Here is a 13476-nt window from a genome sequence, read left to right as displayed (position 1 = left end):
TCACCTTCCGGTTTCGACGCTCGGCTCCAGCCGGCGGCCCAAGGACGAGGAAAGGTCAGGCGCGTGCCTGACGGCGGGGGTCACGGTCACGACGGCCGCGACGACGGCCATGAAGACGGCCAGGGCGAGCGTGGCGCCGCCGGGACCGGCGGCGTCCAGCAGCCATCCGCCCAGCAGGGACCCCACGGGCAGGGCGCCGAAGGCGAGGGTGCCGATGGCGCTCCCCACCCGGCCCAGCAGGTGCTCGGGCGTGATCTGAAGCTGGTGTGCCGCGACGGCCACGTTCCACACCGGGCCCGCGAAGCACATCGCGCCGAAGACGACGCCGAGGGAGATCGGGCCGGGCGCCCACGCGATCAGCGGGGTGAGCGCGGCCCACAACCAGTTCGCGCCGATCACGACGACCTTCATCGACAGCACACGGGTGATCCGCGAGGCCAGCAGCGCGCCGGCGACCCCGCCGACGCCGGCGCCGAAGAACAGCAGGCCGACCATGGCGGGCGCGGCCCCCTGCCTGCCGGCCACCACGATGACGACGAGGGTCAGGCTCTGGAAGAGCAGGTTGCTGGCGGCGATGGCGAGGACCGCGGAACGGAGGAAGGCCTGCCGCCACAGCCAGACGACCCCGTCGCGCAGCTCGGCGAGCGGGCCCTGCCCCTGCCCCTGCTCCTGAGCCTGGGCCTGTCCTTGCCCTTGCTCCTGACCGGCCGGCCCGGCCCCGGCGCGGAACCGTCCACGCAGGAGCAGGGCCGTCACGATCGAGACCAGGTAGGTGATCAGGTCGAAGGCGAAGGGCACCCATCGCGCCAGGCCGAACAGCGCGCCCCCGAGAGGCTGCCCGGCGAGCAGCGCCCCGCGCACCCTGGCCTCGTTGCCGGACAGCGCCTCGGGCAGTTGCTCCTCCGGTACGACGTGCCGTACCGCGGCCTGCTCGGCCAGGTTGTGCAGGACCGACAGGATTCCTTCGACGAAGGCGACCACGATCAGCAGTGCGATCGGCGGCCGGCCGAGGAGCAGGGCGGCGACCACGCCGCCCAGGGCCGCGATCCGGCCGGCGTCACAGACGATCATCAGCAGCCGCCGGTCCATCCGGTCGACCAGGAGGCCCGCGGGGAGCTGGGCGACCAGGTAGGGCAGGGTGGCGGCGAAGCCGACCACGCCCGCCTCGGTCGCCGACCCGCCGATGGCGAGCACCAGCAGCGGCATGGCGAGCGACGAGGCGCGCGAACCGAGCGCGGACGCCGCGCCGCCGATCCACAGCAGCAGGTAGTCGCGGTTGGCGCGCAGGGGGGACAGCGGTGTCCTGGGTGACGTGGGTGAGATGGTCATGGCGATCAACCGTCCTGACCGGCGAGGCACCATTCGAGCGCGGCCATCGCGCCCGCCAGCTTCCCCTCGGCCTGCTCGAAGGCGATGCTGTCGGCCCCGTCGAGCACCCGGGCGTCGACTTCATCCCCGCGGTGGGCGGGCAGGTCGTGCATGAACAGCGCGCCCGGGTGGGACTCCATCAGCCGGGGACACACCTGGAAGGGGGCGAACACCTCCCGCCAGTCCGGGTCCGGCTTGCTGGTCCCCGTGGTCTGCCACCGGGTGGTGTAGACGATGTCGCAGGGCTTCATGGGGAGGGTCATGTCGTGTTCCTCGGCCAGCAGCCCGCCCCTGGCCTCGATGTCCCGGCGCGCGGCCGCCACGACCTCCCGGTCGAGCCCGTACCCCGGCGGGGTCCGCAGGTGCAGCTCGACGCCGTCGAAGGCGCCCAGCGCGAGCGCGAGCGCCGCGGCCGTGTTGTTGCCCTCGCCCACATAAAGCAGGCGCGTGCCGTCGACCGTCCCGCGGCGGCGGTGGATCGTGGCCAGGTCGGCGAGGGCCTGCGTCGGATGCTCCCCGGCGCTCATCGCGTTGACCACGGCCATCCGGTCCTGCGCGGCGAACGCGCGCATCTCGGCGTCGTCCCCCGAGGTTCTGGCGACGAGGGCGTCGAGCATGCCCGAGAGCACGCGCGTGGTGTCCGCCACCGTCTCGCCGGTGTTCTCCTGGAGGTCGGTCGGGCCGTAGGTGATGATGTCGGCGCCGAGCAGCAGGGCCGCCCGCGAGAAGGCGGTGCGGGTGCGGGTCGAGGTTCTGCGGAAGTAGATGCCGACCGCCCGGCCGCGCAGCGGCGGGTCGGGCCGGCGGTTCCCGTCGGCGTACCAGGCGCCTCGCTCGACGAGGCGGCGGACGGGGATGCCGGGGTCGCGCAGGGAGATCAGATGCCGGATCGACATGACGCCGGCCTCTCAGCCCGCGACGCGGTCGGCCGCGGCCATCCGCTCGCGCAGGCTCTTGGGACGCATGTCGGTCCAGATCTCGCCGATGTGCGCGAGGCAGTCCTCGCGGGTGCCCTCGGTGCCCTCGGCGTACCAGCCGGCGGGCGGCTCCCGGTCGGCGGCCCAGATGGAGTACTGCTCCTCGTCGTTGAACACGACACGGTAGACGCGGCCGTCAGGCTCGTCATTGTTCATGGTCTTGCTCCCGTCGGGTGAGGGGTGGGTTGGGCGGAACGGTCGACGTGGACGATGTGAACGGTGCGGACGGTGCGGACGGCGTCAGCGCGGCAGCGCGATGCCGCGTTCCTCCTGCATCGCAAGGCGGTACACCTCGGTGGCGAGCGCGATGTCCTCGATCGCGAGGCCGAACGGGTTGACGAGGATGATGTCGTCGTGGTGGTAGCGGCCTGGATGCCGGCCGGCGAAGACGTCGCCGAGCTCGGCGTCGACCCGGCGGGCGCCGGGCGGAGTCTCCTCCCCGGGGCCGGCCAGCCGGCCCTCGCGGACCATCCGGCCGAGCAGGCGGTGGGAGTCCGTGCTGACCAGGTGCCAGTCGTCGACGAGCAGCGAGTCCGCCTTGTCGACCACCTCGGGCAGAACGTCGTCCAGGGAGACGTTCGACACGACCGCGCCCTTGCTGAGCCAGGAGTGCTCGATGTACCCGGTCACGGTGGTCGTGGCCGGGATGACGAGGTCGGCACCGAGGACGGCCTCCTGCGCCGAGTCGGCCAGCGATATGCGCACGCCGTGCCGCCGCACGGTGTCGTCCATCAGGTCCAGCAGCCGCGACGCGCGGTCCCTGTCCTGGTCGTGGACGGCTATGGAGGTGATCACCGGGATCGTCCGGACGAGCAGCTCGATGTGCGCCTGGGCGATGGCTCCGGCGCCGATGATGCCCACGGTGATCGCCTTCTGCGTGAGCAGCGCCTGGGCGCACGCCACCGTCACGCCCGCCGTGCGCAGCGCGCTGATGTGGGCCGAGGCCATCACACACCGGATGCGCGCGGTCTGCCGGTCGAAAAGCATGGTCAGGCCGCTCGCCCTGGGCAGCCCGCGTTCGGGGTTGTCCAGGCAGCCGTTGATGATTTTCGTGCCGGCCATCTCGTACTGGCCGCCCACGTATCCCGGCATGTTGAGGCTTCGCGCGGCGGCCCCTGAGGGGCTCGTCCATGACAGATATGCCTCGTCGGGCAGCCTGCTCTCCCCTTGGCCGTGCAGGATCAGCACCTCACGCACGATCTTCACGGGGTCGAGCCGCCGGCACGCCCATCTGGTGACTTCCTCTGTGAGGTACCAGACCACGCTCGCGTCATTCTTCACGCCACGAATGGTGGGCAGGGCGGCTATTAGGGGGGTTTCATAGCCCTATATCGGCTTATTAAGCGCTTCCTAAGAACGACGAAAGCCGCGTGACACCCCATTTGTGTTGGCTACCGATCAGCGACAGAGCAACACCAAGAGCAACCCGCAGAGCAACCGACAGGGCCCCTCTGAACCACATGAAAGCAGGTTTCCCATGTTCAAACGTCTGGTCACCGCCCTCACCATCGCGGCCGCCCTCTCACTGCCGGTCGTCGCGCAGGCCCACTTCTCCGCTCAGGACGCTCAGGCCACGGTCGTCGCCGCCGGGCCCACTCCTCCGCCCGACATCAACACCCACTGGGGCTGGGACGGCCACCCCTAGGGCGACCACCACCCTTCCGCGTCTCGCACGACCCGAGCAGGGCGCGCCCCACCTCTGTCCTCACGAGGAGTAGACATGTCCGTGCAAGTCGGCGACCGTCCGGCCTTCGCGTCCTCCGGCACGCCCCGGCGATCCGCCCGCATGCTCGCGATCTACATCGGCCTGGTCGTGGCGCCCGCGGTGCTGGCCGTGCTCGCCCTGCGGTTCGGCCTGCCCGACACCGGGCGGCCGGCCGGCGGGCCGTCCCCCGCCGACCCGCCGAGCACCTACTCGAAACTGCTGATCGCGGTGCCGGTGATCCTGGTGACCTGCCACCTGTGCGGGCGGTTCTTCAACAGGATCGCCCAGCCTCCGGTCATCGGCGAGATCTTCGCGGGGGTGATCCTCGGGCCGTCCGTGCTGGGCGTCCTGTGGCCGGAGGCCTTCGAGACGCTCTTCCCGCCCTCTCTCGTCTCCACCCTCTACACGCTCTCCCAGGTCGGGCTGATCTTCTTCATGTTCCTGGTCGGGCACGAGCTCAACCTCGCGGTCGTACGGCGCCGCAGCTACGCGGCCGCGGTGATCAGCCACGTCAGCATCGTGGTGCCGTTCCTCTGCGGGATCCTGCTGGCGTTCGCGCTGTACCGCTCGCTCGGCTCAGGACAGGTCGGCTTCCTGGCGTTCGCGCTGTTCCTCGGCATCTCCATGAGCATCACCGCCTTCCCCGTGCTCGCCCGCATCCTGGCCGACCGGAAGCTCACCGACACCCCGATGGGCGCCATGTCGCTCACCTGCGCGGCCGTCGACGACGTCACGGCCTGGTGCCTGCTCGCGGCCGTCGTGGCGGTGACCGGCAGCACCGGCCTCGGCGCGGCGGCCCTCACCGCGACGATGGCCGTCGCGTACTTCGCCTTCATGATCTTCGCGGTCCGGCCGGTGCTGCACCGGGTCCTCGACGCCGAACGCCGGTTCCCCGAGGCCGCGACGCTGCCCGTGGTGCTCGTCGGCGTCATGCTGTCGGCGCTGGCCACCGACGCGATCGGCATCCACTCGCTCTTCGGCGCGTTCGTCTTCGGCGCGATCATGCCCCGTGGGTCGATGCCCATCGAGCGGGCCACCGGACAGCTGCGCGGCCTGACCGTGACGTTGCTGCTTCCCCTGTTCTTCGTCTACACCGGCCTGCACACCGAGTTCGGCCTGCTCGGCGCCTCCGGCCGGCTCTGGGCCTGGTGCCTGCTGATCACCGTGGTGGCCATCTTCGGCAAGGCGGTGGCCAGCGCCGTGGCCGCCCGCGTGGCGGGGATCGGCTGGCAGGAGTCGGTCTCGCTCGGCGTCCTGATGAACTGCCGGGGTCTCACCGAGCTCGTGGTGCTCAACATCGGACTGAGCATGAAGGTGATCAGCCCGACGATGTTCACCATGCTGGTCTTCATGACCCTGGTCTCGACCGTCATGACCGCACCCTGCCTGGACCTGGTCCGCCGGCTCGCCGAGCGGTTCCCGCGCCCCCCGGCGCCACCGGCCGAAGCCCTCACGAATGCTTGACCGTGCCCGCCGTACCGTACGTACCGGGGGAGCCGGGTCCGCTGAGGGCCGGCTCCGGCCGGTCGCCGCGGGGGTCGCTCACCGCGGGGAAGCGCTTCTGCGGCCCGCGCAAGGCGAGTCGCTCGTGCAGGTGGCGGGCCTCGACCGACGTCAGCCCCGCCAGCAGCCCCCAGGCCAGGCTCGCGGTCTCCTCCGCGGCCTCGGCCGCGCCGACCGCGTCATGCGCCTCGGTCAGCGAGACCAGGGTCATCGCCTGCAGCGGGGCGAGCCGCAGCAATCGGAAGATTTCCAGCGCCTTGGTGAACCGGTCGATCCCCTCGGCGGTGCGGCCGCAGGCGACCGCCACCTCCCCCAGCTCGTACAGCACCCGTCCCTCGACCAGCCGGTCGCCCACCCGGCAGGCCAGCACGAGCGACTGCTCGAAGATCATCTGGGCCTGCTCGTGCCTTCCCTCCCCCGCGCACACCCGGCCGAGTCCGTACAGCGCGTACGACTCGCCGATGTGGTCGCCGCCGTCCCTGACCAGCCGCACCGCGAACGTGAAGGCCTCGCCCGCCCGGTCGAGCTGCTTCTGGCGCAACGCGGCCTCGCCGAGCCGGTAGAGGACCTGGGCCTCCAGGCGTTTGCTGCCGCTCATCCGCGCGATCTGATGCGCCTGCTCCAGCAGCTTCTCCGCCTTGGCGTGCTCGCCGCCTTCGAGCATCGAGCGGGCCATGTTGCTCAGCACGTGGGCCTCGCTGATCCGGTCGCCGATGAGCCGGAACACCTCCAGCGCCTCTTCGTACTTGCGCGTCGCCTGATGCAGGTCTCCGCGCAGCGAGTCGATGAAGGCGAGGTTGCGCAGGGTGAGAGCCCGTCCGTGCTGGTCGTTCTGCTCGATGAACATGCGCAGAGCCTGCTCCATGGCCTCCGAGGCCGCGTCGGGCTCCAGGTCGAAGATGCGCAGGCTGCCGAGCGAGTAGAGCATCGCGGCCAGCCCTCGGGCGTTGGCCTTCCTGCGGACCAGGCCGAGCGCCAGTTCCGTCGTCGAACGCCAGTCGTCGAAGTAGCTCCTGGCCTCGAACAGGGTCACCGACGTGAGGGCGATGTCCCAGCACAGGTCGTCGAAGCCGAGATGAGCCGCCTGCCGCACCCCGGCGACCAAGGCGCTGCGCTCGCCCTCCAGCCAGACCATCGGGTTCGGCATCAGCCGCTCCACCAGCGACTGCGGCGGCGACCATAACTGCTCTTTGCTGTGCAGGATGGTGTAATCACCCCCGTACTCCCGGCGGTGCGCCTCCTTGGCCAGGGCGAGCCAGGCCGTCAGGACGCGGCGCAGGCTCGCGATGCGCACCTCGGCCGAGTCCTCCGTCAGCGCCCGGCCGCGGGCGAACGCCCGGATGAGATCATGGAAGCGATAACGGGGCGGGTTCTTGGCCGACGCCGCGCCCGCGTCGATGAGCTGGGCGTCCACCAGGGTCTCCAGCAGGTCCTCCGCGTCGGCGACGTCCTGGTCGAGCAGGGGAGCGCACACCCAGCTCGGGAAGTCCTCCGCCTCCAGCAGGGCCAGCAGGCGCAGCAGCGACTTGGCCTGATCGGGGAGCCCCTGGTAGCTCACCTCGATGCTGGCCCTGATGCCGAGGTCACCGTGCTCCAGCTCGTCGAGCCGGCGGTTCTCGTCACGCAGACGGCTCACCAGCTGGCGTAATCGCCAGTGCGGGCGTGAGGCGAGCTTGGCTCCCGCGATCCGCACCGCGAGCGGCAGGTGGCCGCAGAGCTCCACCAGATCGACGGCCTCGGCGGGCTCCTGCCGCACGCGCTCCTCGCCGAGGATGCGTTCGAGCAGCGAGACCGCCGCGCCGGACTCCAGGACCTCCAGCTCGATGCGGTGCGCGCCGGGCAGGCCGGTGAGCCGGGTGCGACTGGTGATCAGTACGGCGCAGCTGGAGATCCCCGGCAGCAGGGGCATCACCTGCGACTCCCCGGCGGCGTCGTCCATGACCACCAGGATGCGCCGCTCGCCGAGCCGGCTCCGGTACATCGCGGCGCGCTCGTCGACGGTGTCGGGGATCGCCGTGCCCTCGACGCCCAGGCCGCGCAGGAAGCGCTCCAGCACCTCCATCGGCTGCGCCGGCCGCCCGCTTCCGCCGCGCAGGTCGACGAACAGCTGCCCGTCGGGGTACTCCTCACGGATGGAGTGGGCGACCTGGACGGTCAGCGTGGACTTCCCCACGCCGCCCTGGCCGCTGATGACCACCGTCGGCACGGTGCCCGACCGGTCGTCGGGCGCCGCGTTGGTCAGGGAGTTCACTATGTCGGTGAACCGGTCGGCGCGCCCGGTGAAGTCGGCGATCGAGCCCGGAAGCTGACGCGGGACGACCTGGGCCGCCGCCACCGCCGCCGGCGGGGTCTCATGGACGGGCGGGTGCTGCTCGCCCACCGCCTCGTCGCCGATGTCGACATCGCCGCGGAGGATCGACTGTTCCAGCCGGCGGAGCTCCTCGCCCGGCTCGATGCCGAGCTCCTCGATCAGCACCGTGCGCGCGGCACGGTAGGTCTCCAGCGCCTCCGCCTGCCGGCCGGACCGGTGAAGAGCGACCATCAGATGGACGTACAGCGTCTCGCGCAGGGGATACCTGCGGACCAGGTCGGTGAGGTCGCCGATGAGGCTGGTGTGCCTGCCGAGCGCGAGTTCGAGCCTGATGAGCTGTTCGATGGCGGAATGGCGCCGCTCCTCCAAGCGGAGCGCGCTTCCCCTGATGACCCGCCCCTGCAGGCCCTCCATGGCGGCCCCGTGCCACAGGCTCAGGGCGGACCGCAGAGCCACCACGGCCTCTTCCCGCCTGCCCGCGTCCGCGAGAGCCTGGGCCTCCTGCACCAGATCGTCGAACATCCGCGCGTCGATGTCCGCGTCAGGGATGTTCAGCAGATAGCCCGGCGGCCGGGTGACGATCGCCTCCGGCATGCCTGCCTCGGCGAACGTCCGCCGGAGCACGGAGACGCAGATGTGGATCTGGCCCCGGGCCGTGGTGGGCGGCTCGTCCTCCCAGATCGCGTCCAGAAGACGGTCGACGGACAGGACCCGATTGGGCTCCAGTGCGAGCAGCGCCAAGATCACCTGTGGTCTTGGACCCGCGAGTGGTAGTCGGCGACCGTCGGCCAGCACCTCTAGCGGACCTAAGATGCGCACCTGCATGTCTCTCCCTGCAGCCCCGGGAGACACCATCGTATGTTAAGTGATCGTCAACAACTATGTTTACCATCCACCCTTTTTTATTGATCATCTAATGCGGCGGGGCGCGGCGCGGGCCCCGATCGGCGGCGGCTCGCACACAGCTCAGCCACAGTCCGTACGTCCGGCGAGAGCGCGGATCGCGATGTCATCGTCTTGACAGAGCACTGACAACCGTCACATGGCGGCATGTCCGACCACCCGGGTCCGACGGTCATGACGGACCCCTCAAGGTTGTACCAGAGCCTAGGAACGGCCTGGCGTGAACCGACGCGATCCGCCCCGCGCAGGACATCGGGCAGGCGAGACGGGAGCAGGGAGACCGGGCCGGCGAGGGAACAGACCGCCTAAACGGCGCTGTTCCCCACCGCCCGGTCGGCCACGAGGCGGGCGATGGCGTCATCGTCACAGCTCGCCCAGAAGGTCCCGACGACGTCTTCGAGGTGGCTCAGCGACTCTGCCCGGAACAGCACATTCTGATATTTCGTGATGTCGTAGGTCGTCGTACCCATCACGGCAAGGTCCAGCGGCAGGATGTCCATGCCGCGGAACTCCTCGATCTCACCGTAGGACGACAGGATCCCCGCGCCGTAGGCCCGGTCCTCGCCGTTCTCGCCGAGCACGCCGAACTCCATGGTGAACCAGAAGACCTTGGAGACGAACTCCAGCGCCTCCTGCGTCTCCACCCTGCGCGCGGCGGCGCCGGCCAGCCGGTAGAGCCCGGCGAAGCGGTCGGACGCGAGCGCGTTGGCGTGCCCGATCACCTCGTGGATCACGTCCGGCTCGGGAGTGTAGACCGGCACCGAGTGGTGGCGGATGTACTGCGTCGAGTGGAACAGGCCGTCCGCGAGCACGCCGTAGAAGTCGCGCAGCGGCACCAGCCCGGCCGCCGGGAGGTACCGGAACCCGGTCAGCGGCGCGAGGAGATCGCCGACCTCCTGCAGTTGCGGGATCCGGTCCTTCGGCAGCCCGAGACGCTCGCAGCCGCGCAGGTACTCCGTGGCGGCGTACTCGCGGTGCTTGACCGCGAGCTCGCGCGCGACCAGCGCCCACACCTCGTGCTCCCGTTCGGTGTACTCCACCACCGGGATCGGCTCGCCCGCCACGTGGTTCAGCGCGAGAGCGGCGATGGCGTTGCGGCGCTCACGATAGGCCGGGTCCGCGACCCCCGGGTGGCCGGCGGCCAGCTCGACGACGACGGACCCGTCCTCCCGCGTCGCCACCGGGGCAAAGTACTGGGCTTCTTCGAACATGACAGAAATATCGGCAGTCGGGGGTTTGGCTGGCAAGAGCGGCCAGTTTCGATGGTCATATCGGCCAGAACACCACCCTCCGGCCCCCCGAACACTGGTCGATCCGCCCAGCCTCCCACCGCCCCGCCAGAACACCCCCCCAGCCGCCGCCCCACCGCGGCCCTCGTCCCGTCCCGCTTCCGCTTCCCACGAATCCCCTCCCCTTCGGGAGACCATGGCCGGAGGACGTTGCAGGCCGTACCCCGGGACGGGGCCGTGATCGAAGCGGCGCGGTGGAAGCGGCGCGGTGGAAGCGGCGCGGTGGAAGCGGCGCGGTCGGCGGGGCATGGTCGGCCAGGCGTGGTCGAAGCGCCATGGCAGGCCGTACTCTCGACGCCATGCCCACGGCTCACGGTCCCGTCGATCCTCTGGACGGGCGGCTCCTCTCGACCATGCGGGCGCATCCGCGCATCGGCCTGACCGAGCTGGCGCGGCTGCTCGGAGTCGCCCGCGGCACCGTGCAGGCGCGGGTGGACAAGCTTGTCAGCCGCGGCGTCATCGGCGACTTCGGGCCGACCGTCATGCCCGCCGAGATGGGATACCCCATCCTGGCCTTCGTGTCCTTGCAGATCTCTCAGGGCAGGCTGAAAGAGGCCGTACAGGCGCTGGAGGCCGTCCCGGAGATCCTGGAGGTATACGGGACCAGCGGCCAGGCCGACCTGCTCTGCCGGGTGGTGGCCCGTTCCACCGTCGAGCTTCAGGAGATCATCGCCCGCGTCCTGGCGTCACCAGCCGTCCAGCGCACCGACACCACCATCGCGTTGTCGACGCAGGTCCCGTACCGCGTCGAGCCTCTCCTGAGAGCGGCCAGCCGCCCCACCCCCGGCCCATGACGACCACCGGCGACCTGCCGGACCCCCGGGAGACGATCCGGCGAAGCGCTCGGACTCAGCCCTCCTGCGAAGCGCACCTTTCCCTGTCCAGGCACACCCTGTTGGCGAGAGCCTGGAGGAAGATCTGCTGAGCCTGGTCGAACGACCTGGCCACCATGGCGGCGCCGTTCGTCACACGGGCGATCTTCTTCAGCTTCTCCGCGTCCACGTCCTCGCCGTAGCCGATCAACGTGATCGTCACCGGCCGGCCGGGGTCGAACTCCTTCTGCAGCACGGTCAGCAGCTCGTCCAGCGAGATGCCGCGGCGATCGTCGTCCCGGCCGTCCGTGAACACGATGATCGAACTCAGCATGTTCTTGACCTGGCTGGACGAGGTCGCGCGGAACGCCGCCAGCACCGAGTCGTACAGGCCGGTGTCCCCGCGGGTGTTCCCGGGAAGCTTGCGCAGAGCCTTGACGATCTCCGGCTCGCGTTCGCGGACCGGACCGACCGACACCAGTTCCTGGTAATCCTTGTCGCCGTTCAGGCCGGTCGCGAACACCCACAGCCCGATGTCGCCACCCGGCGGCAGAGCCTGGACGCCCGCCGCCGCGACGTCCGCCATGGCGCGTATCCGCGTGGTCCCCATCCCCGGGACCTCCTTCCCCATGGAACGGCTGACGTCCAGCAGCAGCAGGGTGCGGGTGTCGGCGAGTAGCAACCGCATCGACAGCAGTGAACGCAGCGTCGTCATGGCGGTCGGCGCGTTGATCTCAGGCGGAGGCTCGGCGCGCACGCCGTGGCGCTCGTCCATGGCCGCCCCCGCCACGCCGGACGGGTCACGGAACCCCGACGCCTGCAACAACGTCCGACCCGTATCGGACAGCACCGCCCTGCGGAACTCCTCGGCGGCCTTCAGCTTGGCGGCGTCCTTGGTCAGCGGGACGTAGGGATAGTCAAGGGCCAGCGTCCCCTCCTCGGGATACAGGCCCACCACCTGAGGGTTCGTACGCGCGTCGTTGTGGCGCCAGATGGCCTGCTCGGCGTCCACGATGATCGCGTCTGTGCCCTTCCCGGACTGCGCGACGAGGTCGAACAGCGCCTCCTCGGAGGGCAGGATGGACCGCTTCAGGTTCATGGTCATGCCCTGCACGATCTTCAATGCGGCCGGCCGGTCCGCCACCACGGTGTTGAGCGCGTCGAGCACCGCGAGCCCTGAGGCGAACCTGCTGGGATCCGGCAAGGTCGTGGACGCTTTCGGCAGCCTCTTCTTGCTCGCCGAGGTGGGGATCAACAGCGTCCACGACACCTCCCCGGCCCGTGGCCCGATCCCGCCCGCATCGCCCTTGGCGTCCGAACCCCCGTCAACACCACCACCCCGGGCGTCATCCCCCCGGGCCTTGTCGCTCTTGCCGCTGTCGTCACCCCGGGCATCGCCACCGGCGAGCTTGGCGGCGGTGCTCTCCGACACTGCGATGATCACCGGAGATCGAGCGATCGACGTGCCCTCGGAGAACAGCGTCCGGTCGGCGCCCTGCACCTTGGCGAGGTCCACCCACACCGACGCGTCCGGGACCCAGACGTCCATGTGGTTCTTGCGCAGGGCGAACTCGTCGGCCACATCGGCGGAGCCCGCCGTGCTGACCGACACCGACGCGCAGCCGCCGCCTTGCGCGTACCTCGCGGCCACCTGCTCCAGCGCCGGGCCGACCTCGGGCGTGGCGGTCACCCGTAAATGCGGCCGCTCGGCGCACATCGTATGGCTGACCAGCGCATACCCTCCGCCGACCAGCGACGCGAGCAGAACGGTGCCCAACCCGAGCGCGACGATCGCCCGGCTCCGGGCGGTGGCCAGCGGACCGGTCGTCCTCAGGGCTTCCAGTGAACTCGCGAACCGGTCGCGCCACGAAGGCGCCTCCCCGCTCCACGCCTCACCGTCAAGGGGATCCGGATTGCGATGCCTGCCTGTCACGACGTCACGCCCTTAACGCCAACAAAGGACACTCAGCGAAGATCTCCCCCAGGTACCGGGAAGCGTAGCGCGTCCCTCACTCACCGGCCGCCCCTCCGACCAACCCCCCAAATAACAGATTGACTCCGATTGTCAGACCCCACCCCAAGCTCCGAGACCTGCCCCATGCTCCGCCCGCCGGGACCCTCATCCCCACGGCCCCCACCCACCAGGCGCCCTTCCCCCACTCCAGCATGTGCTGGACATAACCGGCGCCGGGTCGGCGAGAAGCAGTACGGCAATCTCGGCGCCACCGTACGGCGCCCAACACCGAGCCCCCTTCCCCGCGGCCCCCACCCACCGGGCCCCCTTCTCCACGACCCCCACCCACCGGCCACCCTGCCCCACCTCGACGTGCTGGACGTGTTCGGCGCCGGGTCGGCGAGAAGCAGTACGGCGATGCCGGCGCCACCGTACGGCGCCCAACCACCGAGCGCCCTTCCCACGGCCCCACCCACCGGGCGCTCTTCCCCTACTCAGGTGGGTGCTGAGTGTGTTCGGCGCCGGGTCGGCGGGAAGCAGTACGGCGATCCCGGCGCCACCGTACGGTGCCCGACCCGGCACACGTCCATGGCCAGCACACCAGTTCCCCATTCCGTATTCCGTGGACGCCATGAGAAATAGCCGATGACCGGG

The 13476-nt window shown here is 70.4% G+C and carries 10 protein-coding genes; 3 read left to right on the top strand and 7 right to left on the bottom strand.

Annotation, left to right across the window (positions count from 1 at the left end; genetic code table 11):
• The 4 genes from ACZ6QO_RS18270 to ACZ6QO_RS18255 all read right to left on the bottom strand — a co-directional run bounded on the left by ACZ6QO_RS18270 (position 1) and on the right by ACZ6QO_RS18255 (position 3626).
• Complete coding sequence (locus ACZ6QO_RS18270) at positions 1-1329, bottom strand: MFS transporter (RefSeq protein ID WP_465852043.1); 1329 nt, start codon at positions 1327-1329, stop codon at positions 1-3.
• Positions 1330-1334: 5 nt separating this feature from the next.
• Positions 1335-2264 (bottom strand): ornithine carbamoyltransferase, encoded by a 930-nt coding sequence (locus ACZ6QO_RS18265; protein WP_465852042.1) that lies wholly within the window; start codon positions 2262-2264, stop codon positions 1335-1337.
• A 12-nt stretch (positions 2265-2276) separates the two neighbouring features.
• Positions 2277-2501, bottom strand: coding sequence for an MbtH family protein (locus ACZ6QO_RS18260; RefSeq protein ID WP_465852040.1), 225 nt, complete (start codon positions 2499-2501; stop codon positions 2277-2279).
• Between the two features lie 84 nt (positions 2502-2585).
• On the bottom strand, positions 2586-3626 hold the full coding sequence (locus ACZ6QO_RS18255; protein WP_465852039.1) for an ornithine cyclodeaminase family protein: 1041 nt from the start codon (positions 3624-3626) through the stop codon (positions 2586-2588).
• Positions 3627-3822: 196 nt separating this feature from the next.
• Here ACZ6QO_RS18255 and ACZ6QO_RS18250 point away from each other — a divergent pair, with 196 nt between their 5' ends.
• Complete coding sequence (locus tag ACZ6QO_RS18250) at positions 3823-3990, top strand: hypothetical protein (RefSeq protein WP_465852037.1); 168 nt, start codon at positions 3823-3825, stop codon at positions 3988-3990.
• 75 nt (positions 3991-4065) lie between these two features.
• Positions 4066-5514: a cation:proton antiporter domain-containing protein gene (locus tag ACZ6QO_RS18245; RefSeq protein ID WP_465852036.1), complete on the top strand. Its 1449-nt coding sequence runs from the start codon at positions 4066-4068 to the stop codon at positions 5512-5514.
• On the opposite strand, the gene ACZ6QO_RS18240 is transcribed toward ACZ6QO_RS18245, so the two are convergent.
• Positions 5501-8605, bottom strand: a complete 3105-nt coding sequence (locus ACZ6QO_RS18240; RefSeq protein ID WP_465852033.1) for an AfsR/SARP family transcriptional regulator — start codon at positions 8603-8605, stop codon at positions 5501-5503. The two genes, ACZ6QO_RS18245 and ACZ6QO_RS18240, sit on opposite strands and share 14 nt — an antisense overlap.
• 467 nt (positions 8606-9072) lie before the next feature.
• Positions 9073-9978, bottom strand: a complete 906-nt coding sequence (locus tag ACZ6QO_RS18235) for a phenylalanine 4-monooxygenase (protein WP_465852032.1) — start codon at positions 9976-9978, stop codon at positions 9073-9075.
• Positions 9979-10355: 377 nt separating this feature from the next.
• Between ACZ6QO_RS18235 and ACZ6QO_RS18230 the strand changes: the two genes are divergently transcribed.
• Positions 10356-10850, top strand: a complete 495-nt coding sequence (locus tag ACZ6QO_RS18230; RefSeq protein ID WP_465852031.1) for an Lrp/AsnC family transcriptional regulator — start codon at positions 10356-10358, stop codon at positions 10848-10850.
• 55 nt (positions 10851-10905) lie between these two features.
• Here ACZ6QO_RS18230 and ACZ6QO_RS18225 read toward each other — a convergent pair whose 3' ends face one another.
• Positions 10906-12801, bottom strand: coding sequence for a substrate-binding and VWA domain-containing protein (locus ACZ6QO_RS18225; protein ID WP_465852029.1), 1896 nt, complete (start codon positions 12799-12801; stop codon positions 10906-10908).
• Positions 12802-13476: the final 675 nt, after the last annotated feature.

The sequence above is a fragment of the Sphaerisporangium sp. NPDC049457 genome, from assembly GCF_055586705.1.
This window is presented reverse-complemented; position numbering and strand designations above follow the sequence as displayed.

What these genes read in the sequence shown, in the direction of transcription:
- ACZ6QO_RS18270 (WP_465852043.1), bottom strand. Translation starts at nt 1,329, where the DNA reads ATGACCATCTCACCCACGTCACCCAGGACACCGCTGTCCCCCCTGCGC.
- ACZ6QO_RS18265 (WP_465852042.1), bottom strand. Translation starts at nt 2,264, where the DNA reads ATGTCGATCCGGCATCTGATCTCCCTGCGCGACCCCGGCATCCCCGTC.
- ACZ6QO_RS18260 (WP_465852040.1), bottom strand. Translation starts at nt 2,501, where the DNA reads ATGAACAATGACGAGCCTGACGGCCGCGTCTACCGTGTCGTGTTCAAC.
- ACZ6QO_RS18250 (WP_465852037.1), top strand. Translation starts at nt 3,823, where the DNA reads ATGTTCAAACGTCTGGTCACCGCCCTCACCATCGCGGCCGCCCTCTCA.
- ACZ6QO_RS18245 (WP_465852036.1), top strand. Translation starts at nt 4,066, where the DNA reads ATGTCCGTGCAAGTCGGCGACCGTCCGGCCTTCGCGTCCTCCGGCACG.
- ACZ6QO_RS18235 (WP_465852032.1), bottom strand. Translation starts at nt 9,978, where the DNA reads ATGTTCGAAGAAGCCCAGTACTTTGCCCCGGTGGCGACGCGGGAGGAC.
- ACZ6QO_RS18230 (WP_465852031.1), top strand. Translation starts at nt 10,356, where the DNA reads ATGCCCACGGCTCACGGTCCCGTCGATCCTCTGGACGGGCGGCTCCTC.